At 61.3% G+C, this 24,886-nt stretch carries 28 protein-coding genes; 15 read left to right on the top strand and 13 right to left on the bottom strand.

The window, feature by feature from the left end; translation table 11 throughout:
* Positions 1-96: 96 nt before the first annotated feature.
* From B5F89_RS00850 to B5F89_RS10335, 5 genes are all read left to right on the top strand, one after another.
* A complete protein-coding gene (locus B5F89_RS00850; protein ID WP_087429911.1) occupies positions 97-1,392 on the top strand; it encodes an O-antigen ligase family protein in 1,296 nt (431 codons plus the stop codon).
* On the top strand, positions 1,389-2,717 hold the full coding sequence (locus B5F89_RS00855) for an oligosaccharide flippase family protein (RefSeq protein ID WP_087429912.1): 1,329 nt from the start codon (positions 1,389-1,391) through the stop codon (positions 2,715-2,717). Before B5F89_RS00850 ends, B5F89_RS00855 begins: the two co-directional genes overlap by 4 nt.
* Positions 2,718-2,729: 12 nt before the next feature.
* Entirely contained in the window at positions 2,730-3,851 is a 1,122-nt protein-coding gene (locus B5F89_RS00860) for a polysaccharide pyruvyl transferase family protein (protein ID WP_087429913.1), read from the top strand.
* A 67-nt stretch (positions 3,852-3,918) separates the two neighbouring features.
* On the top strand, positions 3,919-4,938 hold the full coding sequence (locus B5F89_RS00865; RefSeq protein ID WP_255375144.1) for a Coenzyme F420 hydrogenase/dehydrogenase, beta subunit C-terminal domain: 1,020 nt from the start codon (positions 3,919-3,921) through the stop codon (positions 4,936-4,938).
* Positions 4,935-5,147 (top strand): 4Fe-4S binding protein, encoded by a 213-nt coding sequence (locus B5F89_RS10335; protein WP_087429915.1) that lies wholly within the window; start codon positions 4,935-4,937, stop codon positions 5,145-5,147. Before B5F89_RS00865 ends, B5F89_RS10335 begins: the two co-directional genes overlap by 4 nt.
* A gap of 130 nt (positions 5,148-5,277) precedes the next feature.
* Here B5F89_RS10335 and B5F89_RS00875 read toward each other — a convergent pair whose 3' ends face one another.
* Positions 5,278-6,279 (bottom strand): hypothetical protein, encoded by a 1,002-nt coding sequence (locus tag B5F89_RS00875; RefSeq protein ID WP_239286608.1) that lies wholly within the window; start codon positions 6,277-6,279, stop codon positions 5,278-5,280.
* Between the two features lie 109 nt (positions 6,280-6,388).
* Between B5F89_RS00875 and B5F89_RS00880 the strand changes: the two genes are divergently transcribed.
* A complete protein-coding gene (locus tag B5F89_RS00880; RefSeq protein WP_087429916.1) occupies positions 6,389-6,814 on the top strand; it encodes a helix-turn-helix transcriptional regulator in 426 nt (141 codons plus the stop codon).
* A gap of 125 nt (positions 6,815-6,939) precedes the next feature.
* On the opposite strand, the gene B5F89_RS00885 is transcribed toward B5F89_RS00880, so the two are convergent.
* From B5F89_RS00885 to B5F89_RS00895, 3 genes are all read right to left on the bottom strand, one after another.
* Complete coding sequence (locus B5F89_RS00885; protein ID WP_087429917.1) at positions 6,940-7,371, bottom strand: IS3 family transposase; 432 nt, start codon at positions 7,369-7,371, stop codon at positions 6,940-6,942.
* Positions 7,372-7,781: 410 nt separating this feature from the next.
* Complete coding sequence (gene istB / locus B5F89_RS00890) at positions 7,782-8,555, bottom strand: IS21-like element helper ATPase IstB (protein WP_087429918.1); 774 nt, start codon at positions 8,553-8,555, stop codon at positions 7,782-7,784.
* Positions 8,552-9,787, bottom strand: a complete 1,236-nt coding sequence (locus B5F89_RS00895; RefSeq protein ID WP_087429919.1) for a DDE-type integrase/transposase/recombinase — start codon at positions 9,785-9,787, stop codon at positions 8,552-8,554. Before B5F89_RS00895 ends, istB begins: the two co-directional genes overlap by 4 nt.
* Positions 9,788-9,996: 209 nt before the next feature.
* Here B5F89_RS00895 and B5F89_RS00900 point away from each other — a divergent pair, with 209 nt between their 5' ends.
* The 3 genes from B5F89_RS00900 to B5F89_RS00910 all read left to right on the top strand — a co-directional run bounded on the left by B5F89_RS00900 (position 9,997) and on the right by B5F89_RS00910 (position 13,171).
* Positions 9,997-10,749 carry an ATP-binding protein gene (locus B5F89_RS00900; protein ID WP_158098381.1) on the top strand — a complete coding sequence of 251 codons (753 nt, stop codon included), beginning with the start codon at positions 9,997-9,999 and terminating at the stop codon, positions 10,747-10,749.
* Positions 10,750-11,070: 321 nt separating this feature from the next.
* Positions 11,071-12,456: an ATP-binding protein gene (locus B5F89_RS00905; RefSeq protein ID WP_158098382.1), complete on the top strand. Its 1,386-nt coding sequence runs from the start codon at positions 11,071-11,073 to the stop codon at positions 12,454-12,456.
* Position 12,457: 1 nt separating this feature from the next.
* Complete coding sequence (locus B5F89_RS00910) at positions 12,458-13,171, top strand: RloB domain-containing protein (protein ID WP_158098383.1); 714 nt, start codon at positions 12,458-12,460, stop codon at positions 13,169-13,171.
* A 109-nt stretch (positions 13,172-13,280) separates the two neighbouring features.
* Here B5F89_RS00910 and B5F89_RS00915 read toward each other — a convergent pair whose 3' ends face one another.
* The 3 genes from B5F89_RS00915 to B5F89_RS00925 all read right to left on the bottom strand — a co-directional run bounded on the left by B5F89_RS00915 (position 13,281) and on the right by B5F89_RS00925 (position 14,836).
* Positions 13,281-13,727 carry a desulfoferrodoxin family protein gene (locus B5F89_RS00915; RefSeq protein WP_204230534.1) on the bottom strand — a complete coding sequence of 149 codons (447 nt, stop codon included), beginning with the start codon at positions 13,725-13,727 and terminating at the stop codon, positions 13,281-13,283.
* Between the two features lie 74 nt (positions 13,728-13,801).
* Entirely contained in the window at positions 13,802-14,143 is a 342-nt protein-coding gene (locus tag B5F89_RS00920) for a hypothetical protein (protein ID WP_158098384.1), read from the bottom strand.
* A gap of 15 nt (positions 14,144-14,158) precedes the next feature.
* Positions 14,159-14,836 carry a tyrosine-type recombinase/integrase gene (locus B5F89_RS00925; protein WP_239286609.1) on the bottom strand — a complete coding sequence of 226 codons (678 nt, stop codon included), beginning with the start codon at positions 14,834-14,836 and terminating at the stop codon, positions 14,159-14,161.
* A gap of 27 nt (positions 14,837-14,863) precedes the next feature.
* Here B5F89_RS00925 and B5F89_RS00930 point away from each other — a divergent pair, with 27 nt between their 5' ends.
* Positions 14,864-15,058 carry a hypothetical protein gene (locus B5F89_RS00930; protein ID WP_239286610.1) on the top strand — a complete coding sequence of 65 codons (195 nt, stop codon included), beginning with the start codon at positions 14,864-14,866 and terminating at the stop codon, positions 15,056-15,058.
* A gap of 92 nt (positions 15,059-15,150) precedes the next feature.
* Positions 15,151-16,170 carry a protein kinase gene (locus tag B5F89_RS00935; RefSeq protein ID WP_158098386.1) on the top strand — a complete coding sequence of 340 codons (1,020 nt, stop codon included), beginning with the start codon at positions 15,151-15,153 and terminating at the stop codon, positions 16,168-16,170.
* 123 nt (positions 16,171-16,293) lie between these two features.
* Here B5F89_RS00935 and B5F89_RS00940 read toward each other — a convergent pair whose 3' ends face one another.
* A complete protein-coding gene (locus B5F89_RS00940) occupies positions 16,294-17,433 on the bottom strand; it encodes a hypothetical protein (RefSeq protein WP_087429926.1) in 1,140 nt (379 codons plus the stop codon).
* Between the two features lie 388 nt (positions 17,434-17,821).
* Here B5F89_RS00940 and B5F89_RS00945 point away from each other — a divergent pair, with 388 nt between their 5' ends.
* Both B5F89_RS00945 and B5F89_RS00950 read left to right on the top strand, forming a co-directional pair.
* Positions 17,822-19,078, top strand: a complete 1,257-nt coding sequence (locus B5F89_RS00945) for an ATP-grasp domain-containing protein (protein WP_087429927.1) — start codon at positions 17,822-17,824, stop codon at positions 19,076-19,078.
* Positions 19,079-19,152: 74 nt separating this feature from the next.
* Complete coding sequence (locus B5F89_RS00950; protein ID WP_087429928.1) at positions 19,153-19,905, top strand: aspartate/glutamate racemase family protein; 753 nt, start codon at positions 19,153-19,155, stop codon at positions 19,903-19,905.
* A gap of 85 nt (positions 19,906-19,990) precedes the next feature.
* Here the strand turns inward: B5F89_RS00950 and B5F89_RS00955 are convergent, their stop codons facing one another.
* Together B5F89_RS00955 and B5F89_RS00960 are read right to left on the bottom strand one after the other, a co-directional pair.
* Positions 19,991-20,380 (bottom strand): GtrA family protein, encoded by a 390-nt coding sequence (locus B5F89_RS00955; RefSeq protein ID WP_239286634.1) that lies wholly within the window; start codon positions 20,378-20,380, stop codon positions 19,991-19,993.
* Between the two features lie 218 nt (positions 20,381-20,598).
* Positions 20,599-20,994, bottom strand: coding sequence for a GtrA family protein (locus B5F89_RS00960; protein WP_087429930.1), 396 nt, complete (start codon positions 20,992-20,994; stop codon positions 20,599-20,601).
* A gap of 207 nt (positions 20,995-21,201) precedes the next feature.
* Between B5F89_RS00960 and B5F89_RS00965 the strand changes: the two genes are divergently transcribed.
* Positions 21,202-22,089: a DegV family protein gene (locus tag B5F89_RS00965; RefSeq protein WP_087429931.1), complete on the top strand. Its 888-nt coding sequence runs from the start codon at positions 21,202-21,204 to the stop codon at positions 22,087-22,089.
* A 173-nt stretch (positions 22,090-22,262) separates the two neighbouring features.
* Here B5F89_RS00965 and B5F89_RS00970 read toward each other — a convergent pair whose 3' ends face one another.
* Entirely contained in the window at positions 22,263-22,793 is a 531-nt protein-coding gene (locus B5F89_RS00970) for a nitroreductase family protein (RefSeq protein WP_087429932.1), read from the bottom strand.
* A 128-nt stretch (positions 22,794-22,921) separates the two neighbouring features.
* Here B5F89_RS00970 and B5F89_RS10020 point away from each other — a divergent pair, with 128 nt between their 5' ends.
* Positions 22,922-23,074 (top strand): hypothetical protein, encoded by a 153-nt coding sequence (locus B5F89_RS10020; protein WP_158098387.1) that lies wholly within the window; start codon positions 22,922-22,924, stop codon positions 23,072-23,074.
* On the opposite strand, the gene B5F89_RS00975 is transcribed toward B5F89_RS10020, so the two are convergent.
* Together B5F89_RS00975 and B5F89_RS00980 are read right to left on the bottom strand one after the other, a co-directional pair.
* Complete coding sequence (locus B5F89_RS00975; protein ID WP_087429933.1) at positions 23,071-24,048, bottom strand: RsmB/NOP family class I SAM-dependent RNA methyltransferase; 978 nt, start codon at positions 24,046-24,048, stop codon at positions 23,071-23,073. The genes B5F89_RS10020 and B5F89_RS00975 overlap by 4 nt on opposite strands.
* 86 nt (positions 24,049-24,134) lie before the next feature.
* The gene (locus B5F89_RS00980) at positions 24,135-24,881 is read right to left on the bottom strand and encodes an energy-coupling factor transporter transmembrane component T (RefSeq protein ID WP_087429934.1); all 747 of its coding nucleotides are present in this window, start codon (positions 24,879-24,881) and stop codon (positions 24,135-24,137) included.
* Positions 24,882-24,886 lie beyond the last annotated feature (5 nt).

A 24,886-nucleotide genomic window follows, 5' to 3' on the forward strand; every position in this document is an offset into this window, starting at 1 on the left:
CCGATTCGATTCCTCCGAAAGCTTCTTGGCCTATTGCAAGGAACAGCGTTGATGTGCGGTTCGAAATTGCGAGTTTTTTGAGGGTGCAGAATCTGAATGACGGCAACTGAGTTTATATCGAAAAGGCAGTTTGACCTCAATGCGATTATTTTCATCGTGTCGATGGCTATTGCGCTGCGATACAATCGCGAGTCGATCATTATCCGCAATGTCGGCTATGTGTTCGATCTGTTCTGGATTGCTCTTGCGGCAATTACGTTGCTCCGAGGGCGGAATAGGATCTCAGGGAACAGTTCGGATTACAAGCCCATTGCGCTACGGCTGATGCTGCCGAAGATATTTATCTGGACGTACGGGATTGTGCTGGTTATCGTCGGACTGGCGGATATCGAAGCCCTCTCAACCGGTTTTACGGTGCTGGCTACCTTCGTTCTACCGATCTCGGCCCTCTACTTATTCAGGTCAAAGACAGTCGACTACGTCTTTTGGGCAAACCTTATAACGTTTCTGTTCGAAGTGTGCATGATATTGATGCAGTCGGGACCATCCGCATTACTGACCGCGGTCGCATCAATCGGGACCGCCGATGCGGTCAATCCCTTCGAACATTACTCTTGGACGTTCCTGTCTGCTTTCTTCTTCGTGTATTACACCTATTTTGTTAATGACAAAGAGCTTAAGTACAGGTGGGTCTACCAAGCAATATCCATCGTGATGTTCGTGTTGGGGTTCAAGCGCATCTTGCTTGCGGCGGTAATCGTCGTTGCGATCATCTTCGTTGCGGCTAACCGTATGCAAAAGAAAAACGGCATCATGCTGCTGCGCGCAGTTCTCGTAATGATAGGCATCGGTTGTATCCTGATGGTGTGGGGCCTTTATGACGGATGGTTGTTTGATCTGCTCAATTCGAGTGGTATCAACATGATGGGACGGACGATCTACTGGCGCCACATCGTGAACCTCACGGAGTTTGATATTACCTATCTTGGGAATGGCGTGAACTGGACGTATCAATGGTTGGCAGACAATCTCTACTATTTGGGCGGTGCGGGGGCTCTTCACAACGACATTCTTAAGATGTATGCGGAAATCGGATTCGTGGGTTTCCTTATCTGGCTGTATCTCTTCCTCTGGTCTATACCATCTTTCATCCAAAAGAAATACGGCTACAGGGCGCTGAAAGCATATGCGGTATTTACTGCGATGATATTCGTAATATATGCAACGGATAACGTTGATACGTATTACGGGCCGCAGTTTTTGTACATATCCTTCATTGTCACCCAAGCAATGCTTTCGAAAGCGCAGGAAGACGATGTGGCACCAGGGCCAGTTCGCCGTGCTTCGAATAGCGCTTCGTTGTCGACATTTAAACATGGAGTGATTCGGTGAAGATATCAGCCAACATCAGAAACGTCTTCAAGATATCGTCGGGGACGGTTGCAGGCCAGCTGTGCTCCGTCGTATCGTTGCCTTTCATCACCCGCATCTACGGAGCCGACATCATCGGCGCATGGGCGATAATCACGTCGGTCTCGGGAATCGTGAATACGATTTCCGACATCGGGCTGACAAATTCCCTCATGGTTTGCGAAGAGAAAGGGATCGAGAACCAGTACCGTGCGATTTCTGCTCTGAACGTCGCCGTGTGCTCATTGTGCACGCCTCTGGTTGCGCTGTACTGCGCGCTGCTGTCGTACGACGCTGCTCGCATGGTGACAGTTGTGGTCTGCACGTTGATCTACTCAATCACCCTGCAGCAGGTCTCCATCAACTACATGCTCCTGAACAGGCGCCAGGAATACGATGTGCTCATGAAGAACCCACTGATCAATCAGCTGGTGGCGGCAGCCGCGTCGATAGCGCTCGGCGTGACCGGCTTCATCTCCTGGGGTTATTTCGTCGGGATGATCGCAGGCCAAATCGTTACGTTGGCCCATATGAGGCGGAGAGTCGCCATCCCGTACCGGAGAGTTCCGTTGGCGTACTACCGAAGTCTGCTGTCGCGGGAGAGGGACTTCATCATCAACCAGACGCCTTCCAACATCGCCTACCAGGTGAGAAGCCAGCTCCCGACCCTGATAATCGGCTCCCTTTTCGGAACCACGGTGCTCGGCAACTTCTCAATCGCCCAGAAGCTCCTGAACATACCGGTCACATTCATCGGGCAGGCGGTCGGCAACGTTTTCTACCAGCGCATTGCATCGATGAGAGAAGATGTGGGAGCCATCGCTCGGTTCGTCCAACGGAACATGCGCCGCACGATGCTGGTCGCAATCGCCCCGATGGCGTTCCTCATCGCGCTGGGAGGCCCCATCATCGACCTCGTATTCGGCAGCGGATACGAGCTGGGGGGCGCGATGGTCGGAGTGATCGGCTTCCAATCGCTGTTCTCGTTCCTGACCGCATCGATAAAGGGGGTCGACATCGTGCTCGGTAAGCAGCGGTATTCGATGCTTACCGGTATCGGGCACGCTATCGTCGCACCGTTGTCCATGACAGTGGCGTACTTGGCGACGGGAGACGTGATCGTATGCGTCGCCGCGATGGTCGCCGGATTCATAGTCGTTCAGGTTCCATACTATGCCACGCTCTACCGCTATATGGGGCTAAGCGTGCCGCGCTATTTGGTGGAAGTTCTCGCGATGCTTATCGGGACATTCCTGCTCTCGGTACTGATCAGAGAAGTTGTCGGTTCGTTTATTCAGATCAATTAAAAGGATTAATGTATGAAGAAAACAGAGATTTATGTTGCAACGATTATCGACTCATACAACTATGGAACAGTCCTGCAGGCAGTTGCAACAAGAGGAGTCCTCGATAAGTTCGGCGATACCAAGTTTGTAGACTACCGCAGGGCATATTGGACGAATGCAGAACTGGTGAAACGCTGCATCAGGAGAACTTCGAACCCTATCAAAGGCATGCTAAGCGCTGCATCCCAAATGTCCAATCGCATAATATCGCACAGGATATTCCGACCATTTGTCGAGCGCCATCTCCCGCTATGCCCTTCAGGCAACTTCGAGAACGGAGGGGATTTCTCGAAGGACGCGATTTACTGTGTCGGTAGCGATCAGACGTGGAACTACGAATGCAACGAGGGCATCGACCCTGTGTTCTTCCTCAAGAACGTGCCTGACGAGTGCATCAAGATAAGCTATGCGGCGAGTTTCGGGAGAAGCGAGCTGCTTGAGGAGGAGAAGGCAGAAGTCGCAGGGCTGCTGCAACGATTCACGGCGATTTCGCTGCGCGAGCCATCGGGAGTCAAGGTGCTTGAAAGCATGGGAATCACGGGAGGGGTCGTGATCCACGACCCGGTGCTGTTGTGTGGAAGGAACATGTTCGAGCGGCTAGCGGAACAGGCACGGCAAAACAACGGCAAGCCATACGTGTTGGTCTACCAGCTGAACAAAGGGCAGACGTTGCTTGCATATGCTGACAAGCTTGCGAAAACTGCAGGTTGTAACGTCGTCAAAATCTCCCTCGACTGGAAGGAAAGACTGCCAGAAGGCTGGAGGAAGGAGCTGTTCCCGTCAGTCGAGCGCTGGGTCTCCCTTTTCCGCGATGCTTCGTATGTCGTAACAGATTCGTTCCATGGCACGTGCTTCAGCCTCCTATTCCACAAGTCGTTGGGCGTTTTCGATCCTCCGAAGTATTCAGTGCGTCTTCATGACGTCCTCCGGGATTTCGATATGATGCGAAGGCTGTTGTCAGCGTATGATGGCGAGCCTCCGCTCCTGAGTTCGATGGAGGAAGTCGACTGGGATGTTGTCGACAACCAGTTTGTGCAGTACCAGGAATACGCCTATGGCTGGCTTCAGGAGGTGCTCTCGTCTGATGGTCGCTAAAAGCACCATGCCGTCTACGGTCGGAGAGCGGTTTGACGGGGAGAGGAAATGCCGCAAGAGCCGCGCCATGGCGACCCTAGTGCGACATGATGCCAACGCTTCGTGCATTGCTGCGGTAAACTCGTCTCAAGAAGAGCTCATGGCTTCATCTTCAGGAGGAGCTTTCTCCATCCTCGCACGTGCCGCACTTAACAGGAATGGGGTTGTCTACGGTCATGCTTATGTCGCCCCTACTAAGGTGAAGTGCGTTCGCATCGATAATGCGGCTGACCTTCACCGACTGCGCGGCTCAAAGTACGTCCAGAGCGAGATGGGTGCAATTATGCGTGACGTACTTGCCGACTTGCGCGCTAAGCGCGAGGTCGTGTTTAGCGGCACCCCCTGCCAGGTCGCTGGGCTCAAATCTTTTCTCGCCGCAAGGGGGGCATCGACAGATCGGCTGTTGCTTATCGACATTGTTTGTCATGGCGTGCCGAGCCCGGAGTTCTTTGCCGACTGCATGGACTGGGAGTTTCACGGCGACAGTCTGAGTGAATTGCGATTTCGCGATAAATCGGAGGGTTGGGGGTGCGTCGGCGCGGCATTTGTTACCCTTGGCTCTAATCATGATTCTATGTCCCGCAAGCGCGCTCTTTCGCCGAAGACGTCGTACTATTACACCCGCTTCCTTGCGGGCGATGTCTACAGGGAGAGCTGTTACCGTTGTCCCTACGCAGGCGGAAAGCGACCAGGGGACATAACTCTCGGCGACTTTTGGGGCATAGACCACGCGGCGACAGGGCTAAATCCCAAGCAAGGCATCTCACTCGTCATCGCAAATACTGCCAAGGGAGAGTTGGCCCTGCGTACCGTAAAAAATGCGTCGCAGTGGGCTGAGCGGCCGCTCGATGAAGCGGTCGCCGGGAACGACCAGTTGCGCCACCCGACCACTCGTACGGCTGAGCGCGACAGGATTCTTGCAGATTGGAAGGCGCGCGGCATAGCCGCTCTCGAATCAGATTTCCGCCGCGAGACCGCTTGGGAGCGTCGAGCCTGGCTTGCCAAGCGAGTTGTCAAGAAGCTCCTGAAAGGGGTGCCAAGCCGATGAGCGTGGACTCGAATAGCGTACCGATTCTGTACGCGGACGACTCGGAGTGCTGCGGTTGTGGAGCATGTGCGTCGGTCTGCCCCAAAGACGCGATTACAATGCAGCCCGATCGCTACGGGTTCCTCTACCCGAGTATCGACGGAGATGCATGCATTCGCTGCCACCTGTGCCTCAAAGTCTGCGCGTTTAATTTTGATTTGCGGGTGTGACTCCAAGCCGGCAGCGGGAGTCTTGCTGTCGGCGCCTCATCAACATATCCCATTGATACAATGAAAGCGCTGGAGGTAAGGGCGATGCATCCCGTTCCAGCGCTTTGGCATCTTCAAGATAGTGACCCTGTTATTTGATGCCAACCGCCACATCGTCGCATACCGAGTCTTCGTTGCGTGTAGCGCGCCCGCCCAAAACAGCAACCCGGGCCATCTCAGCCATGTCCTGCTGTTTCTCGGCGGAGGTGTCCGTGATGATGCTGTCATCGAAGCTGACGCGCACGTCACCCTCGTCGGGAAGCGCCGCGCCCAGCGAACGCGACACCGCCATCACGGCGCGGCATATCCCTGCGACCGCCTTCTCCAGCACGTGCTCGTGTCGCCGGATGTTCCGCATGAGCGCACTGTTATCCGACGGCACCTCCGTGGCCGTCCTCACGTACCCCGCCCCGTCGAAGTCAAAGTACGTGATCCCGAAACCGCACAGGTCTCCCAGCATCTGCAGCGCCGTCCGCAGCGCCTTCGCTTGCGCGTCCGTGCGCAATGCGGGCGCGAACTCCTGTATCGTGTCCTCCGTGCTCATAACCTTCCGGAACACGGTGCAGTCCTGCCGCCCGAACGGGATCGAAACCTTGCGCCCCTTGCCGTCCTCCTCCTGATCGAACATTACGTCCGAAAGGAACACCCGCATCTTCCCGTTGTCCACCTCGGAGATCATGGCGTCGAACGCGAGGTCGACCGCCTGTATCGCGTCCACCGCGTCCGCAAACACCGACTGCCCGCACGGCGACATATCGACCCTGGTGTTGTCAATAGCCGGTTTCATGATAGCGAACGTAGGCCACTCGCTGCCCGTCTCGTAGACCGGGCACACGCCTACAGGTGCGACCCCGTTGCCCTGCTCGTCGAAGCAAACCGTCTCGATGCGGTACCCATCGCGCCCACGCAGGTTATTCTCATGCCCGCTTGTCACCAGTCTTCGCCCACACAGAAAGCTGCACCCGCTTCCCGTCTTGCAAAGCGCCGCCCCTCCATCGCAGTGCACGCCCCATCGATCAATCAGTCGCCCCATCAAGAACTCCTCCGACTCAAGCGCCACCTCAATTCTCAGCGCAAACTCCCGGCTCAGCACACCTGCCCAAACCTTTTGGCAACGCAAATTCGCCCAAAGACGGTCCTGCAAAAGCGGTTAGGTGGTACCGTGGTCGCAGCCTGACGGCCCGAATCCAAAGGGAGGTTGCGTGGAGCTCGCAAAGCGCATCAGAGAACATCGCGAGCGGCTGGGAATGTCCCAGGCCGATCTGGCAAAAGCGGTGTTCGTGACACGGAACACTATTTCCAACTGGGAGACCAACCGCACCTATCCCGATGTGCAGAGCCTGCTCATCCTGAGCAACCTGTTCGGCGTTAGCATCGACTCCTTGGTCAAGGAGGACTCGCGCAAAATGCAGGACGCGCTGGCGGCAGGAGCAAAGAAGATGGCCCGTCTCGGCGTTGTCATGATGGCGTTCGGCCTTGCCCGCCTGGTATGGGTGATCATGGGCATCGTGAGTATTTGCCCCGCTGAGCACCACAGATTATCGCGATTCAGCACCGGCAGCATTGCGAATCGGCACCGGCCGCGGCATGGGTCGGCACCGCGACCGGCGCCCGCACAAGAGCTCTAGCCCGAGTCTCCGCCCAGCTTCCTCCTCATGTTCATCTCGCCCATGCCGAACCATGCGGCGCCGTGGACGATGCGGTCCATGATGGCGTCGGCGTGGTGAATTTACCCCGATTTCGTTGACACCCTCTACGCCGCCGAAGCGGCCTCCTGCGCATGCCTCGCCTCGAACCCCTCGGGGCTGAGGTTGCCGGGCGCGGAGTGGATCCGCACCCTGTTGCAGGAGCACTCGATGTAGTCGAACATCTCCAATGCCGCCTGATCCCGCGTCTCGAGCGTGCGGGCGTGCGCGCACCCCGCCTCGACGGGCCCCATGGGCGACTCCATCGCCGCGTTGTCCCACGGGCTCGCGATCGAGCCCGTCGACGGCCCGATGCCGGCCTCGCGCATCGTCTTGCCGATCGGGAGCGAGACGTGCCGGCTCCCGCGGTCGCTATGGTGGATGCGGCCTCCGGGCGGCCTGCGCCCCACGATCGCCGTCTCCAGCGCGTCGTCGGCGGGCTCGGCCGCCATGCTCGCCGACATCGGCCAGCCGGCGGTCTTCCCGGACCAGATGCCCATCGCGGCCGCCAGGCAGGGCCGCCCCCGGTGCGCGCGCGTAGGCGATGTCGGCGAGCCGGGCCCCGCTCGGGCCGTCCGCGCTGAAGCCTCGCCGCACGAGGCCGGGCGCCGAGTCGGCCCGCGGCGCAGCCTGCTCGGCCCCGCCCTCGGGGCGCTTGGCGCAGCCGCGCGTCGCGCCCGCCCGGCCGTTCCCGCGCATGATGCGCGCCGCGCGCTCGCGCGACGCGCGCCCTCCGCGCCGGCGCAGCCCCGCGAAGGCCTCCGGGGCGCCGTAGATGCGGCGGCTCGCCTCGCAGACCCCGGAGATCTGATACCGTCAACCTATTTTTCGCCATCTGCGCAAACGAATCGGCGCCGATCGCGCTAACGTACTTTCACCGGTTCCGCCAACGCTTTTCCACCGTTTTCGGCTATTCGGTGCCCCTCCTCTCGCGCGGCAGGTCCTTCAGCCGGTAGGACCTGCCCGTGATCTTGATGGCGTGGCAGTGGTGGCAGACGCGGTCCGCGATCGCGCTCGCCGCCACGTCGTCCCCGAACACCTTCCCCCACCCGCCGATGCCGACGTTGGTGGTGATGATGGTCGAGCGCTGCTCGTAGCGCGTCGAGATGAGCTGGAAGAGCAGGTCGGCCCCGCCCTCGCCTATGTCGAGGTATCCCAGCTCGTCGATGACGAGCAGCTTCGAGTGCGCGTAGTACTTGAGGCGCTTCCTGAGGATCCCGCGGGCCTGCGCGTCCTGGAGGTCCTCGACGAGCCTGGCGCAGTCCATGAACCTCACCTCGCGCCCCGCCCGCACGGCCTCGATGCCGATGGCCACGGCGAGGTGGGTCTTGCCCACGCCCGGGCTGCCGACGAGCAGCACGTTCTCGGCGCGCTCTATGAACCTGAGCGTCGCGAGCTCCTCGATGCGGGCCCTCGGGACGCTCGGCTGGAAGTCCCAGTCGAAGTCGGCGAGCCCCTTCACGTAGGGGAAGCCCGAGGAGCGTATGCGCTGGCGGACGATCCTCGCCTCGCGGGCGGCGACCTCGACGCGGGCCATCTCCTCGAGGGCGGAGCAGAAGTCGCGCTCGCCCGCGGACACCATGCGCACGTAGTCCGGCAGCGAGGCCGCCATCTCGTGGAGCCCGAGCGCGGAGAGGTTGTCCCGCGCCCTGATCGAGGGGCTCGCCTCGGCGACGGCGCTCACTCGCCACCGCCCCCTCCGAGCGCGTCGAGAAGGTCCGGGTTGGCGCGGGCGGCCGCGCGTATGTCGCCGTCCGCCCAGCGCTTGCCGTCGAGCGCCTCCATGTAGTGCTCCTCCCGGTAGACGATCGGGCCGGCGGCCTCCGCGGCGTCGTGCACGGCCACCTCCTCGCCGCCCATGCGGACCCTCACCTGGCCGCCGGGCATGGCGACGACGGTGACGCGCCTGCCGATGCAGCGCCTGGGCACCGACCACTGGCGCCCCGCCGCCCTCACGAGCATCGTGGGCGGCACGGTCTGGACGCTCACGTCCCCGACCATGGACTGCAGGAGCCGGGCGTTGCCGATCGGCCTGAGCGACTCCTTCTCCCGCATGAACAGGGCGTTCGGCGGCAGGCCGGTGGTCTCGTTGGGCTCCTCGTTGCTTCTGAGCTCTATGCGCGCGACGCACTCGAGGAGGCCCTCCCAGCCCGTGAACTCGCCCTCGTACGCGCGGAGCCTGGAGAGGAAGCGGTTCGCGCTCTCGTCCTTGCCCTTCGTCTCCGGCGTCCCGGGGCGGCAGAGCACGAGCCTGAAGCCCGCCTCCTCGGCGAACCTCCACGCGCGCTCGACCTTCCGCCTCCTGCCCCCGGAGAAGGCCACGAGGGCCGACATGTTGTCGGTGACGCACTCCTCGGGGATGCCGCCGAAGGTCAGGAAGGCGTCCAGCAGGCACGCGAGCAGGTCGTCCGTGGTCCTCGTCCTCGTGGGTATGAAGCGGTGCCTGCGGGAGTGCCCGAGCGTGCCCGACCACACGTTGAACTCGAGGACCTCGCCGTTCGCGTCGGCGAGCCTGACGTCCTCCTTCCAGTCGAACTGCAGCTGGCGGCCCGGCGGCGTCTCGAAGCGCGGGTGCGCCTCCGGGGAGGGGGAGCCGAAGGCGACCCCCTGCCTGCGGCACCACGCGGTGAACGCCCCGTAGCCGGGCAGCGGCGGGTCGTTGTGCAGGTGCAGCAGCATCTCGTGCACCCCCTTCTTCGTCGCCCCGGGGAGGACGGCCTTCGCCTCGACGATCGGCCGCACGCGCTCGAACGCGCTCTCTCGGTCGGACCTGCGGTCCTCCACCTCGCCGCCCTCCCTCCAGTACTTGGCCACGGTGTGCCGGTCCAGGCCGTGCCTCCTCGCTATGTCGCTGAAGTTCGGCTTGGTCCCGGCGGCCCTGTGCATGTTCAGCTCGCCCATCAAGTTCCTCTCCATCCGCGCTCCTCCCGAAGGGTCCCGGTCCTCGGTCGGAGCATATCCTCGTTTGCGAACATGGTGAAAATGCGTTAGCGCGGATGGCGGGTTTCCGTTGGCGCGGACGGCGCGAAGCGTTTGCGCGAATGGTTGTTTTTACATTAGCGGTATCAGAAGTCGGCCGGGCGCCTGCGCGGCGCCGACGCCTACCGGAGGGGAGGCGACCGCGGATGCTGACCGAGGAGCACCTCGACATGCTCACGAAGTTCAGGGTGAGGGCGATGGGCGACAAGCTCCGCGAGATGGTCGAGGACGACGCCTACGACCGGTACAGCTTCGAGGAGCGGATGGAGATGCCGATCGAGGCGGAGGCCTCGGCCCGCCGCGACCGCAAGGTCGCCAAGCCCGTGCGGGAGGCGCGGTTCAAGCTCCCCTCCGCCTGCGCCGGGGACATCGTCTACCTGAAGGAGCGCAAGCTCGGCCGCGACCGCGTCGCCAGGCTCGCGCCCTGCGGGTGGGTCGAGGACCGCGAGGTGGTGGTGATCATCTCCAAGACGGGCTGCGGCAAGAGCTTCATCAGCCAAGCGCTCGGCAACGCCGCGTGCCGCAGGCCCTTCACGGTGCGCTACGCCCGGCTCGCCGACATAATGGACGACCTGAACCGCTGCCGGGCGGCAGGTGACGGCAGCTACTGCGAGCGCATGGACGCCTGCAAGCGCGTCCAGCTGCTCATCGCCGACGACTTCCTGACCACGCCGATCGCGACGCAGGGCGCGATCGACCTCTTCGAGATCATGGAGGCCCGCGAGGGGCGCGCGGCGACGCCCATCGCCTCGCAGCTCGAGCCCGACGAGCGGTACCTGAGGATCGAGGGCGAGCTGATGGCCGACTCGATACTGAACCGGGTCGCCACGGGCGCGCGCTACATCGATCTCGACGGTCCGAACATGCGGGAGTACTTCGCCAAGAAGAGGGACTCGTAGCGGTACCAGGGGAGCCTACTCGCGGTACCGCCGGTTGCTGACCGGCGGTACCATTCGGGCTGATTGGCGTTACCAAACCGGGCTGCTACTCAGTATCACCCGAAGCTATCCGCGGAACCATTCGGGTCGGCCAACATTACTAAATCGGGCCGCCTGAGCGTGGAATCCTGAGGCAGGTTAATTCAAAGAAAACGATACGGTCTGTTGAAGCCATCAATACTGTTTCTAAATCTGATGGCTTACATCAGTAATAGACTAAGTGAAGCGAAAAAATCGTCTCATGATATACTCGCATTGAACACAACAGAAGGGGAGTGCAAGATGCTGATTAAGTTTTCGTGTCAGAATTTTCGCTCGATCGGCATGCAACCGCTGGAGCTCAGCATGGTTGCCGCGCCAAAAATCAAGATGCATCTTGGACACATCTCCTCACCTCTGGATACTGTCAAGTTGCTTCGTAACGCCGCAGTGTATGGTGCCAATGCGGCTGGTAAGAGCAACGTGGTTCGCGCGCTCGATTTTATGAAGGCGTCTGTGGTAAACGGCTCGCTTCCGCAAGACACAACGCGAGAGTATTGTCGCGTGGGCGAAGGCTTCTCCAAAGAGATGACTACGTTCGAGATGCAATTTGAGATTGATGGTCAAGCGTACGACTATGGATTCTCCTGCGCGTTAATAGACTACCGCGTTATTTCCGAGTGGTTGTACGAACTTGGCGATTCCGAAAAGATGCTGTTTGAGCGTGCTAACGGCGCGGAAATTACCTTCAGCGATGAGTTGCTTGGAGCGGTTTCTAAAAACGATCGCATGCGTGCGCACATCTACAAAGAAGACTTCGTCAACCAGGTAAAGACCGCTCCGCCCCTGTTGTTTCTGAGCGCAGTGGGTCGTGACAAACGTTTTGATGAGTCGTCCCCGTTGAGCGCGTTTTCCCGTTCCTATCGTTGGTTTGCTCGTAATCTTCATGTGATGGTGGCTAATCAGCCATCGCCGACTTCAGATTTTTATGTCGGCGACAAGACGCTCAACGAAGTCGCTGAGGTTCTCGCGTCGTTCGATACGGGCATCTCGAATCTCTCGAAGCGCGAGATAAGCATGGAGGAGCTCGAGCGTCAGTTTAGTTTCCCACTTGCCATGAGCATTCGCCAGCTGCTCTCTCAGCCGCAGCTTGGAGGCGATTTGGTCCTTACTGTGCGTGATGGCGCCGCGTTTGTGGGCGTAGAGCGCCATGGCTCCGAAGAGCCGACGGTTACCATCCTCGAGATTCGACATCAGGGTTCCTCTTCCTCGTTCGCGTTTGGCGATGAATCCGATGGTACGCGTCGACTATTCGATTTCATGGACTTGCTGTTCAGTAAACAGAAGGATGCCGTGTTCATTGTCGACGAAATCGACCGAAGCCTGCATCCGATGCTTACGCAGCAGCTTGTTGATTTGTTTAACGAGATTCACAAAGAGGATGCCTGTCAGCTGCTTTTCACTACGCACGAAAATGCAATTATGTCCTACGACTATCTGCGTAAGGACGAGATTTGGTTTGTGGACAGGGATGCGGAGGGGTATTCTCACCTCTATCCCCTCGATGACTTTGAGTCCGTTCGGACCGATTCAAGGCTATCAAAGCAGTACCTGGAAGGCCGTTACGGTGGCATTCCGGCGCTTTCGATGGCACGGGCGCTTGCGGCATTGCAAGAGGGGGAGGAGTAACATGCCTCCGCTACTGGATCGGAGCACGTGGAACCAGCGCGGCGAGTTGGCGAAGCGTAAGCCCAAGGGCCGCTGCTTTCTGCTTGCCGAAGGAGCCAACACCGAGTATTGGTATCTTGAACGCCTTTCCTCGATGTTGGCCAAACGCAACCTTCCCAAACGTATAGATATGGTTCCCATTGAACGAACGGAAGACGATAAGAATAAATCTAATCCGCGTGCGCTGTACGATCAAGCACAGCGGATTCGCGGGGACGAGGATGGAACGTTCGGCTTCGATGAGAGCAACGATATCGTGGTGGTTCTCTTTGATATCGATATCTATCGTCGTAATCCCCAGCGGTATAGCACCGATCTCCAGGACCTTCGCAATGTCGCTCGTGTAGCGGTGACGAACCCGAGTTTCGAGCTGTTTTTATTGCTTCATCTTGAAGGCGCGATCGAATCTATCATTAAGCCCAATGAGGAGAGCATCCTGAAAAACGGCTACCACCCAGGGGGCCATCGTAGGTATGTTGAAGTGTTGGCAAGCGAAAACCTGGGAATGAACACCAAGTCAAATAAGGGCATTGCGAATCTTGCTGAACGATTTAACGTGGCAGCGCGGCAGGAGGTGCAATTGAATCAAGACCCCGATAAGGCCCTCGACCGTCTGACAAGTAATGTGGCACAGGTCATCCAGGATATCATTACCGAGGCGGATAGCGCTGTCTGACACGCACGGGATTACTTGCTGCCGGAGGATTTGGCCCATTTTCTGGGTGCAGCCAATGAAGTCTACGGTAAACACCTTTAGATTTGCCGCATCCCGTTCGTTACGCCCCCTACCTCCTCCTAGGCGTCCGCATGCGAAAGAGCCCGTGGCGGTTGCAGAACGCGTACAGGTATCCGGAGCTGCCGATGCGAAAGCGCGCCTCGGCGGACTGCTCGGGGTAGAGCTTGCGCAGCTGCATGCCGTCCATCGTCGCGTAGGCGATGAAGCTCACAAAGTGATCCTTGGTCATGGGGTGGTCGAGCGTGACGTACCACTCGTCCTCGATGCGCTCGACCTTGATCGCGTGCGGTCCCTCATCGGGCGCATCCTCCGCATCCTGTGGCATCAGCTGGCTCCCGCAACACGAGAACGCCCCCTCGCCGAGCGCCGTTACCACGTTTCCGCAGATGGGGCAAACGTAGAACTTGGCACGCAAAAGGTTGCCCGCGCGGTTGGCGTTCTCACGCACCTCTCCGGTGAGGAGCTCGGCCACAGAGACGCCGAGCGCCCCCGGCAAGTCCCTCCACGAGCGAGATATCGGGCAGGCCGCGCCCGCTCTCCCATTTAGAGACGGTTCGTTGGTTGAGCTTGTTAGATTGCCTCTGAAACTCGCAGGTCAGGGGCGGTGGTGATTACTTGGAACTTGGGGCGGTCGGGCTGCTGGTACGAATCTGGTACGAATCGTTCCTCGGTTTGTACCGGGGCTTGTTCCGGCGCTCTCGTGCGGCGTGACGGACGGACGTGGCGGACCTTGTAGGGGCGGCCCTTCGGGGCGTCCTCGGCGTGCTTCGCCATGAACTCCTCCTCGGCGCCGATGCTCTGGAAGGCGCCTTCCATGACGTCGGTGGCCTCGCGCTTCTGGTCCATGTTCACATGGGTGTAGATGTCCATGGTGATGGTGGCGCTGACGTGGCCGGCGAGCTCCTGCATCACCTTGGGGTGCACGCCCTACTGGGCGAGCATCGAGAGATAGGAGTGGCGCAGCTCGTGGAGACACCAACCGTCCAGGCCGAGGAGCTTGCGGTCGCGCTCCCACCATTTGCCGAACGTGTCGGGATGCACGCGCTGGGCGTAGAAGTCGAGGACGACGGGCGTGTCCTCGGTCTGCTCGCTCCAGCCCTTCTTGAGCCCTCGGTGAAGGTAGTTGCGCGTGAGAAAGTACTCCTGCTGGGCTTTCTTGCGGCGCAGCAGCGCGTCGCAGACGAACTCGGGCATGGGGAGGTTCCTCATGCCGGCGTGGGTCTTCGCCTCCTTGAGGTTGCGGAACGCGTCGAAGTTGTGGTTGACGGTGAGCACCTTGTTGTCGAAGTCGATGTCTCGCCACGACAGCGTGCAGATCTCGCCCCGGCGGAGCCCCATCGTGATGGCGAGGAAGTAGCCGATATCGCACGAGGTCTCGACCTCGAGCTGGTCGACGAGCTGTCGCATGCGAGCCGGCGTGAGGGCCCGCTTCTCCTTGGTGTCGACTTTGGGCGTCGCCACCTTGTTGATGGGGTTGCGCACGATGACCTCGCGCTCAACGAGGTCGCGGAACATGAGGTCGAGGGTCTTGTTGATCTGGTTCAGGTAGGCCCCGCTCGACGGTTTTCCCGAAAGCGTGTCGCCCTGGCGCATCGCCGCGTACATGTCCTCGATCATCTCGGGCGTGATAAGGTGCTTCGCCTAGCGCTCGCCATGGGCTGCGATCTTATTGAGACGCGTCGTCTGCTGCAGGCTGCCGGTACGAACGAGCTGTACTGCAAGGACCGCCGCGACGCGATTATCATCTTCTGCATCGATCATGGCTACGGCCTCCAACGTACGGACGAGGAGCTCTACCGCTTCGGCGAGGAGACACTCGGCGAGTGAGCGGTGGTAGCGCGGCGCAAAGGTGGCGCCGTCCGGCAGCCGGACGGATTCGGCCGGTGTCTGATACCATGGGCCCTATGGATACAGAAGGTATGACAGACGACCTGGCCGCGTACCTTGAGGCGGTAGGGCGCGAGGACTCCTTTGTCGTGGAGAGACGCTTAGGAGGGGGAGGGCGCACCACGGAGCTCGTGGTCGTGTCGGAGTACGTGCCCGGAGAAACCCTCGAGGAGGTCACGCGCGCCCGCGGGGCATCGCTCGCGCTTGCGCAAAAGGTGGTTCCCGAGGTGTGCGACGCGGTCGAAGAGCTGCATAGCGCGTGCGACCCGCCCCTCATCCACCGCGATCTCAAACCGCAGAAGATCATCGTTGCGCCCGCTGGGCTCTTCCTTATCGACTTTGGCATCGCGCGCCGCTTTCGCGAGAAGGCGGAGACGGATACCGTGCGTTTTGGCACGCGCGCGTACGCGCCTCCCGAGCAATACGGGTTCGGTCAGACCGACGTGCGGAGCGATATCTACGCTCTTGGCGGCATTCTGTGGTATTGCCTGACCGGGGACGACCCTTCTGCGTCGCTCGTACCGCACGAGGTGTCCGGGCGGGTGGGCGAGAAGCTCGCTGGCGTCATCCGCCGAGCCATGGCCTTCGATCCTGCTGAGCGCTTCCAGAGCGTCGCAGAACTCGCGCGCACCTTTCGAGAGGCCGTTGGCGATGCGGCCGGCACCGCCAAAGCCGGTATGCCCCGTGCAGCGGAAGATGCACGTCAAGCAGATGGGAGGCGCGGGAGCGGCTTTTTCCGTACCAACCTTTTGGGCGTTGCACGCAATGTCGTGCTCCTGCTGATCGCGCTTGCCTGTATTCCCCAGGCTTGGCAGGGCGTGGTCGCCCCTCGGGCGGAGTATGCCGGCAAGTCGCTGTGGTACCTGGTTGCGCTCAACTTCCTGCTGACACTGCCTCTGGTGTGGGGTGCGCTCTATCTTGCGATGGACCGCACCGTGCTTGCGCGCCTCATTCCCGGCCTCGCCCAGAGAAGTCGCCTCAAAGACGCGTGCATCATCGGTATCTACCTCGTCATCGCCTTTGTTATCGCGCTGTTCATCCCGTCGTCGTGAGGCGATTCGGCTTATCTCGTATCTGAGCGCCGGACGATTCGTCTCCTTGAGGGATGGGCGCGATATTGGGGGGTGGGCGCCATACGAAAAGGGCCCCGTGCGGGGCCCCGAGTCGCTTGCGACTTAGATGCGAGCCATCTGGCCGCCGACCTTGTTGTACCAGTCCTGCCACGTGGGCGGGCAGTACTTCTTCGCAGCCGCAGGCGTGAGGGTAGTGCCGTACATGCGCTTGAGGTACGAGACGTGGTAGGTGATGGCCTCGCCCCAGCTGCCAAAGCCGAGCCAGCCGCCGCCCAGGGCGCGCATGCCCCAAGCGTTGTAGCTGTTGGCGCAGTGGGCGCCCTTGGTGCTCTCGATGCAGCTGATGGCGGGGGACCAGCGGGGGTCAACGCCGGTGTTCCATGAGCACTCGGCAAAGATGGCGCCGGTGCCTGCAAGCGGGGAGCCTGCCAGATAGGCGTTGATGCGGCTCGTCCACTCGGCGATGAACTCCTCGCGGGAGAGGTTCCAGTTGACCGCGCCGGAGGGAACCGTGTTGGTGACGGTCTGACCGGTCTGGGTGGCGGTGCTGTTGGGGTTGTCGCCGCTCTCACCGGTGCCCTCCGCGGGAGCGGTCTGCTCCTCGGCGGACTGGGCGGCAAGGGCCGCGAGCTCTGCGGCAGCCTCAGCCTCGGCCTTGGCCTGCGCGGCGGAGCGGGCCTGCTGCGCCTCGGCGAGAGCGCTGGCAGCGGCCTTCTTTTGCTCCTCGAGCTGGGCCTTGGCCTGATCGAGCTCGGTCTTCTGGCGCTGGAGCTCCTGCTCCTTGGCGTTGAGCTCCTCGATGGCGGCGTTGTTGGAGGACTGGATCTCGTCCATGTAGACGACGCTCGTGATGAGGTCGTTTAGGCTCTGCGACTTGAGTACGAAGCTCACGAGCGGGTTGGAGTTGCTCTGATACTTGTACGCGTCGCGCATGGCCTGGCTCGCCTCGGCCTGAAGGGCAGGGATTTCTGCCTCAATCTCGGCGATGCTGGCGGTGTTCTCGTCGACCTTCTGCTGCAGCTCGTCCAGCTTGGACGCGGCCTCGTCGTAGGCGGCGGCGTACTGGTCGACCTGGCTCTCCGCCGCAGCGAGCTCCGCCTGGGTCTCCGCCGAGACGGCATAGGCCGCGGTGGGGGAGACAAGGGGGGTCGTCGCGAAGGCGACAGCGAGGGCGGCGCATGTGAGCGCGCGCGCCGGGCGCTGTGCGATGACGCTGATGATCGAGCGGTTGGAATCTCGCATAGAAGTCCTCGTCCTCGAGATACGACATACCGAATGTGCAGTAGCAAGTATAGTACGGCTCTTTTAAAGAATAACCCCCTACCCAATCCTTAAGGCTCAAGTTGAAGGTTTAAGATTGGGCGCGACCTGCGGCTTTGGCGCATCGTTGAGAAACTGTGGAGTTTCAAGCTCATGTTTAAGGTTAAGGCTTGAGGCCGTCCGGTGCCCGCGCGTATCCGCATGTCACGTCGGCTTTGAGCTGTTTGAGATGGGGAACGTGTAGGTACGCCCCGGGTTGGGCTCGCAGCGCCGTTGCGAGCGCTACACTTATACGGTTTACCATCCCGCTGTGCGCCCGTTGACGGCGTTGCGCGGCGGGAGTGTATGAGTTGATCAAGAAGGGGAGAGCATGGCCCTCAGTTTTGTCGAGCGTGAGTTCATTCCCGTCCTGTTGGGCGGCGACATCAACGTGTACTCCGTGGCGCGCGCGTTCTATGAGCAGTATCAGGTGCAGAGCGTGGCGTTTGGTAAGTACCACACCGGCCCTGCCTACCGCAGCCTCCTTATCGACTACCGCCCTAACGAGAAGATCGACACCGAGGAGGTCTTCCTCTCTACGGTGAACGCCTTCGCCCACGAGCATGCGGACAAGAAGATCGTGCTCATGGGCTGCGGCGACGGTTACGTGGCGCTCATCGCCCGCGCCAACGACGCCGGCGCGCTCGCCGAGAACATCATCGCTCCGTACGGCCCCTTTGAGCTTATGGATAGCTGCCAGAAGAAGGAGGTCTTCTACGACCTCTGCGAGAAGCACGGCGTGCCCTACCCGCACACCTTCACCTTTACGGCGGCCATGGCGGCAGACCCGGCGCGTACCGCGGCAGCGCTCGACGCCCTCGATTTCCCGTTCCCCATGATCTTGAAGCCCTCCGATGGCATCGCCTACTGGGAGCACCCCTTTGCCTCGCAACAGAAGGCCTACACCATCGCCTCGCGCGCGGAGCTCGAGAGCGTGATTCGCGACGTTTACGCCTCGGGTTACGAGGACGACCTCATCATCCAGGATCGCGTGCCGGGCAACGACGAGTACATGCGCGTGCTGACGAGCTACTCCGACCGCTCGGGCAAGGTGCGCATGATGTGCCTGGGCCACGTCCTGCTTGAGGAGCACGGCCCGCACGCCCAGGGCAACCACGCCTGCATCATCACTGAGCCCAACGACGAGCTCATGGGTGGCGTGCGCGAGCTTTTGGAGGACCTGCACTTTGTGGGCTTCTCCAACTTTGACGTCAAGTTCGACGAGCGCGACGGCTCGTTCAAGTTCTTCGACTTCAACACGCGTCAGGGCCGCAGCAACTACTACGTCACGGGCTCGGGCTTTAACGTTGCCAAGTACGTGGTGGAGGAGTACGTCTACAACCGTCCCTTCAACCCGGAGTTTGAGACGGCGCGCGACGAGCACCTCTGGACGGTCGTGCCCCGCGGCGTTATCAAGCGCTATGTCCGCGACCCCGAGCTTCGCGACCGGGCGCTGCGCCTCATGCGCGAGGGCAAGAGCGTGAACCCCGTCTTTATGAAGGGCGACTTCACGCTGAACCGGTGGCTCCGCATGGTGCACACCACCATGAACCACTTCAAGATCTTCAAGCGCTACTATCACGCGTAGCATATTTGGGGACGGGTTCGTTTTGTGCGTCTCGTCCCACGTGGGTAGGCGCACGGCGACAGGAGGCGACGCACATGGAGAAGCTCGGCGTGATCGGCGGCATGGGCCCCGAGGCTACCTCGTACTTCTATGACGAGGTGGTGCGTCACACCGAGGCTTCGTGCGACCAGGAGCACCTCAACATGGTGATTCTCTCGTGCGCCTCCATGCCCGACCGCACGCGCGCTATCGAGACGGGGGAGCACACGGAGCTTCTCGCTGAGATGCGTGCGGCAACCTCGGCGCTCGAGAGCCTCGGCTGCGCGCGCATTGCCATCCCGTGCAACACCTCGCACTACTTCTATAGTGAGGTGCAGGCCATGACGCGGGTGCCTATTATCCATATGCCGCGCGAGGCCGCGCGCTACGCCGCTGCGGGCGCCGTGGCGGGGGAGCGCGGCTTTGACCCTGCGCAGAGCGCGGGGCTTTTCGAGCGGCCCATCAAAAAGATCGGCATCATGGGGACCGACGGCACCGTGCGCTCGGGCGTGTACGCGCGTTCCTGTGCGGAGGCCGGGGTCGAGGCGGTGGTGCCGAGCCCGGAGCGCCAGAGGGACGTGATGTCGCTCATCTACGACGACGTCAAGGCTGGCCGCGAGCCGCATTTCTACCTGTTCGAGCGCGTGCTCGAAGAGCTCACCGAGGCCGGGTGCGACCGCGTGATCCTTGCGTGCACCGAGCTCTCGGTCCTGAAGCGTTACCGCGAGATGCCGCCGTTGATTCTCGACGCGATGGACGCGCTCGTGCGCGAGTCGATCGTGCGCTGCGGGGCGACGTACCGCGCATAGGTACGGCGGCACCGAGCGGGCGCCGAGCAGGCATAGTGCGCAGTCGTATTGAATTGACGGGCGGGGGCTGGCGTAGCCGGCCGGATTAGCTGGCGAGGAACTTCTTGCGACTGAAGAAGTTGTACCAGGTCACGCAGAAGGTAGCGATGACCTTCATGGCCTGGTAGGCGATGTTGAGCATCGTGACGCCCACAAACATAAAGACATCGTTGAGGCCGAGCCCTACGGCGGAGAGAATCGCAAAGATGGTGAACTCGCGCTTGCGACTCATGTCATCGCGATGGTCGAACACGTAGCGCATGCTGAGCGCGTAGTTGAGCGCGACCGACGCGAGGAACGAGACCGTGGTGGCAAGGAGGTAGTCGCAGCGCAGGCCCTCTACCAAAAGGACGAGCAGAAGCCAATCAACGGCAAACGAGATAATGCCCACAGCGGCGAACTTGGCGAACTGCTGCGTCGAGGGCTTGTAGAGCATGGCGCGCACAGCGTACCTCCCTTCGGTGTGACGAGATGCGGCGCAAATACCATGGGGCGGCTGGACCGTCAAGAATGGCATCCGCGAGTAACAGCAAACTATACGGTAAACGTTACCCGCATGGGGCGATGAGCCACACGTCCGCAGGAAAAGCGCGCTTTCTGCACAGTTGATGCAAGAACCGCCTTGCGGTGTAGCGGCATTGTGCGGAGGCGCTCTTACTTGCTCTCGTCGCCCTCGAGAAAAATCTTGCGCGTTACAAAGTTCCAAATCATAACCACGCAGGTGGCGAGTACCTTGACCAGGCGATAGTCGAGCGAGACAAACTCGGTGCCCACCCACATGAGGGCGTCGTTGATGAGCAGGCCAATGACGGAGAGGACGACGAAGATGATAAACTCGCGCCGGCGGCTCATGCCCTCGCGATGGCTAAAGACATAGCGCATGCTCGCCACGTAATTGAAGACGACCGAGACAATGAACGACGCCGTTGCGGAAGCGACCGGGTTCCATCTGGCGAGCTCGGTGAGCGCGATGAGGACGGCGAAGTCGATGACGGTGGCGATGACGCCTACGATGCCAAATTTGACGATCTGAGCAAGGAGTTTCTGCACGACGATCCTTTCACAGGTTTTGCGACGAGCCAGTGTAGCATGCCGCTGTGACGCTTTGATGGGCGACCGGCGGCGCCCGTGTCGGTTGATACAAGGGAGCAGGTGCCCATTCTCGCTGTTAGCGCTCCTATAGACGAGTAAAATGTACACAACTATGCCCCTATGGGCCGGTGTCCTCGGGCGCCGGATGGGAGAGGAGTTTTTCTTATGAGCGATTACGTCCTGAGCGCCGAATCCACGGCGGATTACCCGCGCTCGTTTTTTGAGGAGCGCCACATCGCGTGGGTGCCTTTCCACTACAACCTCGATGGTGTGAGCTACGCCGACGACCTCTACACCTCCATCACGCCCGAGGCGTTCTTTGACAAGATCAAAGCGGGCGCCCAGCCCACGACCTCTCAGGTAGGCGTTGGCGAGTACGTGGAGCTGTGGGAGCCGTATCTCAAGGAGGGCAAGGACGTCTTGCACCTTACGCTCTCAAGCGGCATCTCGGGTTCGTACAACTCCGCCTGCATCGCCGCCGAACAGATGAAGGCCGCCTATCCCGACCGGGTGGTGTGCGTGGTGGACTCGCTCGCCGCATCCGCCGGCTTTGGCCTCCTTATGGAGTACCTCGCCGACCTGCGTGACGGCGGCATGTCGTTTGCCGACGCGTGCGCGTGGGCGGAGGCGCACAAGCGCAACCTCAACCACTGGTTCTTCGTTTCCGACCTCGACTGCCTGAAGCGTGGCGGACGCGTATCGGCCACGAGCGCGCTGCTCGCCAACGCTCTTAAGATCTGCCCCGTGCTGAACGTCGACCACGAGGGCAAGCTCATCCCGCGCCAGAAGATTCGCACGGTCAAGAAGGCCGTTGCCGAGCTCGTCCGCATGATGGAGGAGCATGCCGAGGGCGGGCGCTCCTATGCGGGCAAGTGCTGCCTGTCGCAGTCCAACTGCCGTGCCGAGGCGGAGGCCGTGGTTGCGGGTATCGAGGAGAAGTTCCCGCAGCTCAAGGGAAAGATCGCTATCTACAACATCGGTACGGTCATCGGTTCGCACACGGGCCCCGGCACCGTTGCTCTCTTCTTTATGGGAGACGAGCGCGTCGACTAAGCTTGCGCCAACTCATAATTCGGTGCGATTTCAGAATCTTACCTATCGGTAGGATGTGAGTGAGCGTGGGAGGAGCGCCCGCCTTGCGCGCGATTCGCGAAGCGGCGGCCGTAAGGCCGCACTGAGCGCGCAGGGTGGGCGCCCCTCCCCGTCAGCCAACATGGCAAGGATGTCTATCCGCAATGGTCGGCAAAGGTCTCCCAGGTGACCATCTGCTCGAGCGGAATGGACTCATCGTGCAGATGCGCCGGATGGCTCTCCTCGCTCGGGTAGCCGAGGGGCATGATGGAGATGATACGGTGCGTACGCGGGATCTCGAACTGGCGCCTAAGCTCCGAGGGGTCGATGAGGCCGACCCAGCAGCTGTGGATGCCGAGTTCTGAGGCCTGAAGCATCATATGCGTGGCGACGATGGAGGTGTCCACGATGCCAAAGTCCACCACGTCAGGACTCCTCGACGCCACGGTCATGTCATAGGTGAGCACAAGCACCGTCGGTGCGCCGAAGCGGCACTTGCTCGCGCGGTCGATCTTGGTGAGGCCCTCGGCGCTCTGCACGACGAGGATGCGCTGGGGTTGGAGGTTGCGCGCCGTGGGGGCAACGCGGCCCGCCTCGAGGATCTGTGCGAGCTTCTCGGGCTCGATGGGGTCTGGGGCGAAGTGGCGCTCGGAGTAGCGGCTCTTCGCAAGGTCTAGAAACGCCATGGCACTCTCCTGTTCTTTTTGCCCATATCGCTCCTTCAGGCATCGGGCCCGCAGCCCTTTGCTAAGCTGAGAGGTGCTTAAACCAGAGTGTACCCTCCCAAGCGGGGGATAAGATAGCAGGTGTTGGTATGTTTGAGATTCTTGGTGAGGTGCTCGGCCCCATCGCGCTCGTGCTTGTGGCGATCGTTGTTGCCGCGCTCCTGTACCTTGTGGTGACGACCATCAAAGCGAGACGCGAGGAGCGCCGCGACCAGACGCAGGGCGGCTCGCACCGCCGCTAGCGTGCCTTCTTGCGGATGACCGCGATGTAGAAGCCCTCGTAGAGCCGCGTGGGGCAGATGGTGAGCGTGCCGGCGAGCCCATTGGCAAGCAGGGGCAGCTCGCAACGCTCCGCGGCGTCGGCAATCGCCTGCGCGGTGGCGGGACGCGCCGGAGCGTCCTCGGCAAGCGCGCCGGTAAGGGGCATGACCTCGCAATCGCGATGCCGCTTGAGGGCGGCCATTACCTGCTCTTCGTTTTCCTGGGGGAGGATGGAGCAGGTCGAGTAGACAAGTACGCCGCCCGGTTTGAGAACGGTGAGTGCCCGATCGAGAAGTGAGCGCTGTGAGCGCGTGACCTTGGCGAGGAGCTTCTCGGTGATGCGCACGGCAGCCTTCGCGTCGCCCGCGCGTACGGTGCCCGAGCCCGTGCAGGGCGCGTCGAGCAGAATCTGATCAAAGGAGAAGAACTCGTCGAGGCGGCGCGCGTCGGTCCGCATGACGTTCACGGCGGTGACGCCGAGCTTGTTGAGGTTGAAGGTGAGCTTCTCGGCGCGTGGGGCGCTCATCTCGCAGGCGGTGAGGTGCGCACCCGGTGCAAGGGCGGCCATCTCGGCGGTCTTGCCGCCGGGCGCGGCGCACATGTCGAGCACGTCGGCGCCGTCGCGCGGCGCGAGGGCGAGCGGCGGGATCATAGACGAGAGACTTTGCAGGTAAACCTTTCCCTCGCGGTAGAGGGGCAGGTCCCAAACGGCACGCTTGCGCGTGTCGCCGAGTATGAAAGCGTCGCTGTACCACGCGACGCCCTCGTGGGCGATGTCCGCAGCGTCGAGCTCGCTCGCGACCTCTTCGCGCGCGGCGCGCAGGGTGTTGGCGCGCAGCGTCACCGGGCGCTCGCGTGCCTCGGCAAACCCGCGAAAGATGCGCTCACAGGTATCTGCCGGATACCGCTTCTCGATCTCCTGTGCCAGAAATGCAGGCAGGCCGCTTTCGCTCATGTGCTCTCCTTGGGTTGCGCGTTACCCCTCGCATGGTAGCAGAAGGCGTGCGCGCCCGCAGAGCGCCGGTGCTTGGTGGGACGTGCCTAGAGCGCCGCGCCCGCGGCGATAAGCAGGATGCAAAGGACGCCGACTACGACGTCACGTGCGCGGAAGGGGTAGCGTCGGTAGCTGCTCTCACGCGTGCGCAGGTAAAAGCCGCGCTGCTCTGCCGCAAGCGCCGTCGCATCGGTCTTGCCCACCGAGGTCACGAGCAGAGGCACGCAAACCGGCAGCATGAGCAGGAGCTTTTTCACCGGGTTCTTGGTGTCAAACTCCACGCCCCGCGCCGTCTGGGCCTCCATGATGGCGTTCATCTCCTGCGTGAAGACGGGGACAAAGCGCAGCGCCGTGGTGAAGGTGAACGCGTACTTGTAGGGGATGTGCAGCTTTTCCACGCAGGCGTTGGCAAGATCGGTCGTCTTGGTGACGGTGAGCACAAGCACGAGCGGCAGCGCCACGCCGAGCAGGCGCAGGCACGCCTTGGTGCCGGAAACGAGGCCGTCGGTCGTGATAAAGAGCGCGATCACCTCGCCGCGGCGCACGAACGCGAGCTGCAGCACGAGCATGAGCACGGCAACGGGCACGAGAACCTTGAGAAGCGACAGCAGGCGTGACCCGCTGCCCGCGTAGATGCCGAGGACAAGCGTGAGGAGGAGAAGGCCGATAAGGGCGGCGTAGCCGTCGGCGAGTACCGTGGCGATGATGATGGCGGCGGCCAGCGCGAGCTTGGTCACGGGATTCAGGCGATGCAAGACGGTATTGCCCGGTACGTAGTCGATGACGTTCAGCATGGCTC

The sequence above is a fragment of the Collinsella sp. An307 genome (assembly GCF_002161805.1).
Lineage (GTDB): Bacteria > Actinomycetota > Coriobacteriia > Coriobacteriales > Coriobacteriaceae > Coprousia.

What these genes read in the sequence shown, in the direction of transcription:
- B5F89_RS00970 (WP_087429932.1), bottom strand. Translation starts at nt 22,793, where the DNA reads ATGGCGTTTCTAGACCTTGCGAAGAGCCGCTACTCCGAGCGCCACTTC.
- B5F89_RS00910 (WP_158098383.1), top strand. Translation starts at nt 12,458, where the DNA reads ATGCCTCCGCTACTGGATCGGAGCACGTGGAACCAGCGCGGCGAGTTG.
- B5F89_RS00865 (WP_255375144.1), top strand. Translation starts at nt 3,919, where the DNA reads ATGGCGACCCTAGTGCGACATGATGCCAACGCTTCGTGCATTGCTGCG.
- B5F89_RS00950 (WP_087429928.1), top strand. Translation starts at nt 19,153, where the DNA reads ATGGAGAAGCTCGGCGTGATCGGCGGCATGGGCCCCGAGGCTACCTCG.
- B5F89_RS00905 (WP_158098382.1), top strand. Translation starts at nt 11,071, where the DNA reads ATGCTGATTAAGTTTTCGTGTCAGAATTTTCGCTCGATCGGCATGCAA.
- B5F89_RS00895 (WP_087429919.1), bottom strand. Translation starts at nt 9,787, where the DNA reads ATGGAGAGGAACTTGATGGGCGAGCTGAACATGCACAGGGCCGCCGGG.
- B5F89_RS00885 (WP_087429917.1), bottom strand. Translation starts at nt 7,371, where the DNA reads ATGGGCATCTGGTCCGGGAAGACCGCCGGCTGGCCGATGTCGGCGAGC.
- B5F89_RS00955 (WP_239286634.1), bottom strand. Translation starts at nt 20,380, where the DNA reads ATGCTCTACAAGCCCTCGACGCAGCAGTTCGCCAAGTTCGCCGCTGTG.
- B5F89_RS00975 (WP_087429933.1), bottom strand. Translation starts at nt 24,048, where the DNA reads ATGAGCGAAAGCGGCCTGCCTGCATTTCTGGCACAGGAGATCGAGAAG.
- B5F89_RS00940 (WP_087429926.1), bottom strand. Translation starts at nt 17,433, where the DNA reads ATGCGAGATTCCAACCGCTCGATCATCAGCGTCATCGCACAGCGCCCG.
- B5F89_RS10020 (WP_158098387.1), top strand. Translation starts at nt 22,922, where the DNA reads ATGTTTGAGATTCTTGGTGAGGTGCTCGGCCCCATCGCGCTCGTGCTT.
- B5F89_RS00935 (WP_158098386.1), top strand. Translation starts at nt 15,151, where the DNA reads ATGACAGACGACCTGGCCGCGTACCTTGAGGCGGTAGGGCGCGAGGAC.
- B5F89_RS00900 (WP_158098381.1), top strand. Translation starts at nt 9,997, where the DNA reads ATGCTGACCGAGGAGCACCTCGACATGCTCACGAAGTTCAGGGTGAGG.
- B5F89_RS10335 (WP_087429915.1), top strand. Translation starts at nt 4,935, where the DNA reads ATGAGCGTGGACTCGAATAGCGTACCGATTCTGTACGCGGACGACTCG.
- B5F89_RS00850 (WP_087429911.1), top strand. Translation starts at nt 97, where the DNA reads ATGACGGCAACTGAGTTTATATCGAAAAGGCAGTTTGACCTCAATGCG.
- B5F89_RS00945 (WP_087429927.1), top strand. Translation starts at nt 17,822, where the DNA reads ATGGCCCTCAGTTTTGTCGAGCGTGAGTTCATTCCCGTCCTGTTGGGC.
- B5F89_RS00965 (WP_087429931.1), top strand. Translation starts at nt 21,202, where the DNA reads ATGAGCGATTACGTCCTGAGCGCCGAATCCACGGCGGATTACCCGCGC.
- B5F89_RS00925 (WP_239286609.1), bottom strand. Translation starts at nt 14,836, where the DNA reads ATGTACGCGGCGATGCGCCAGGGCGACACGCTTTCGGGAAAACCGTCG.
- B5F89_RS00860 (WP_087429913.1), top strand. Translation starts at nt 2,730, where the DNA reads ATGAAGAAAACAGAGATTTATGTTGCAACGATTATCGACTCATACAAC.
- B5F89_RS00980 (WP_087429934.1), bottom strand. Translation starts at nt 24,881, where the DNA reads ATGCTGAACGTCATCGACTACGTACCGGGCAATACCGTCTTGCATCGC.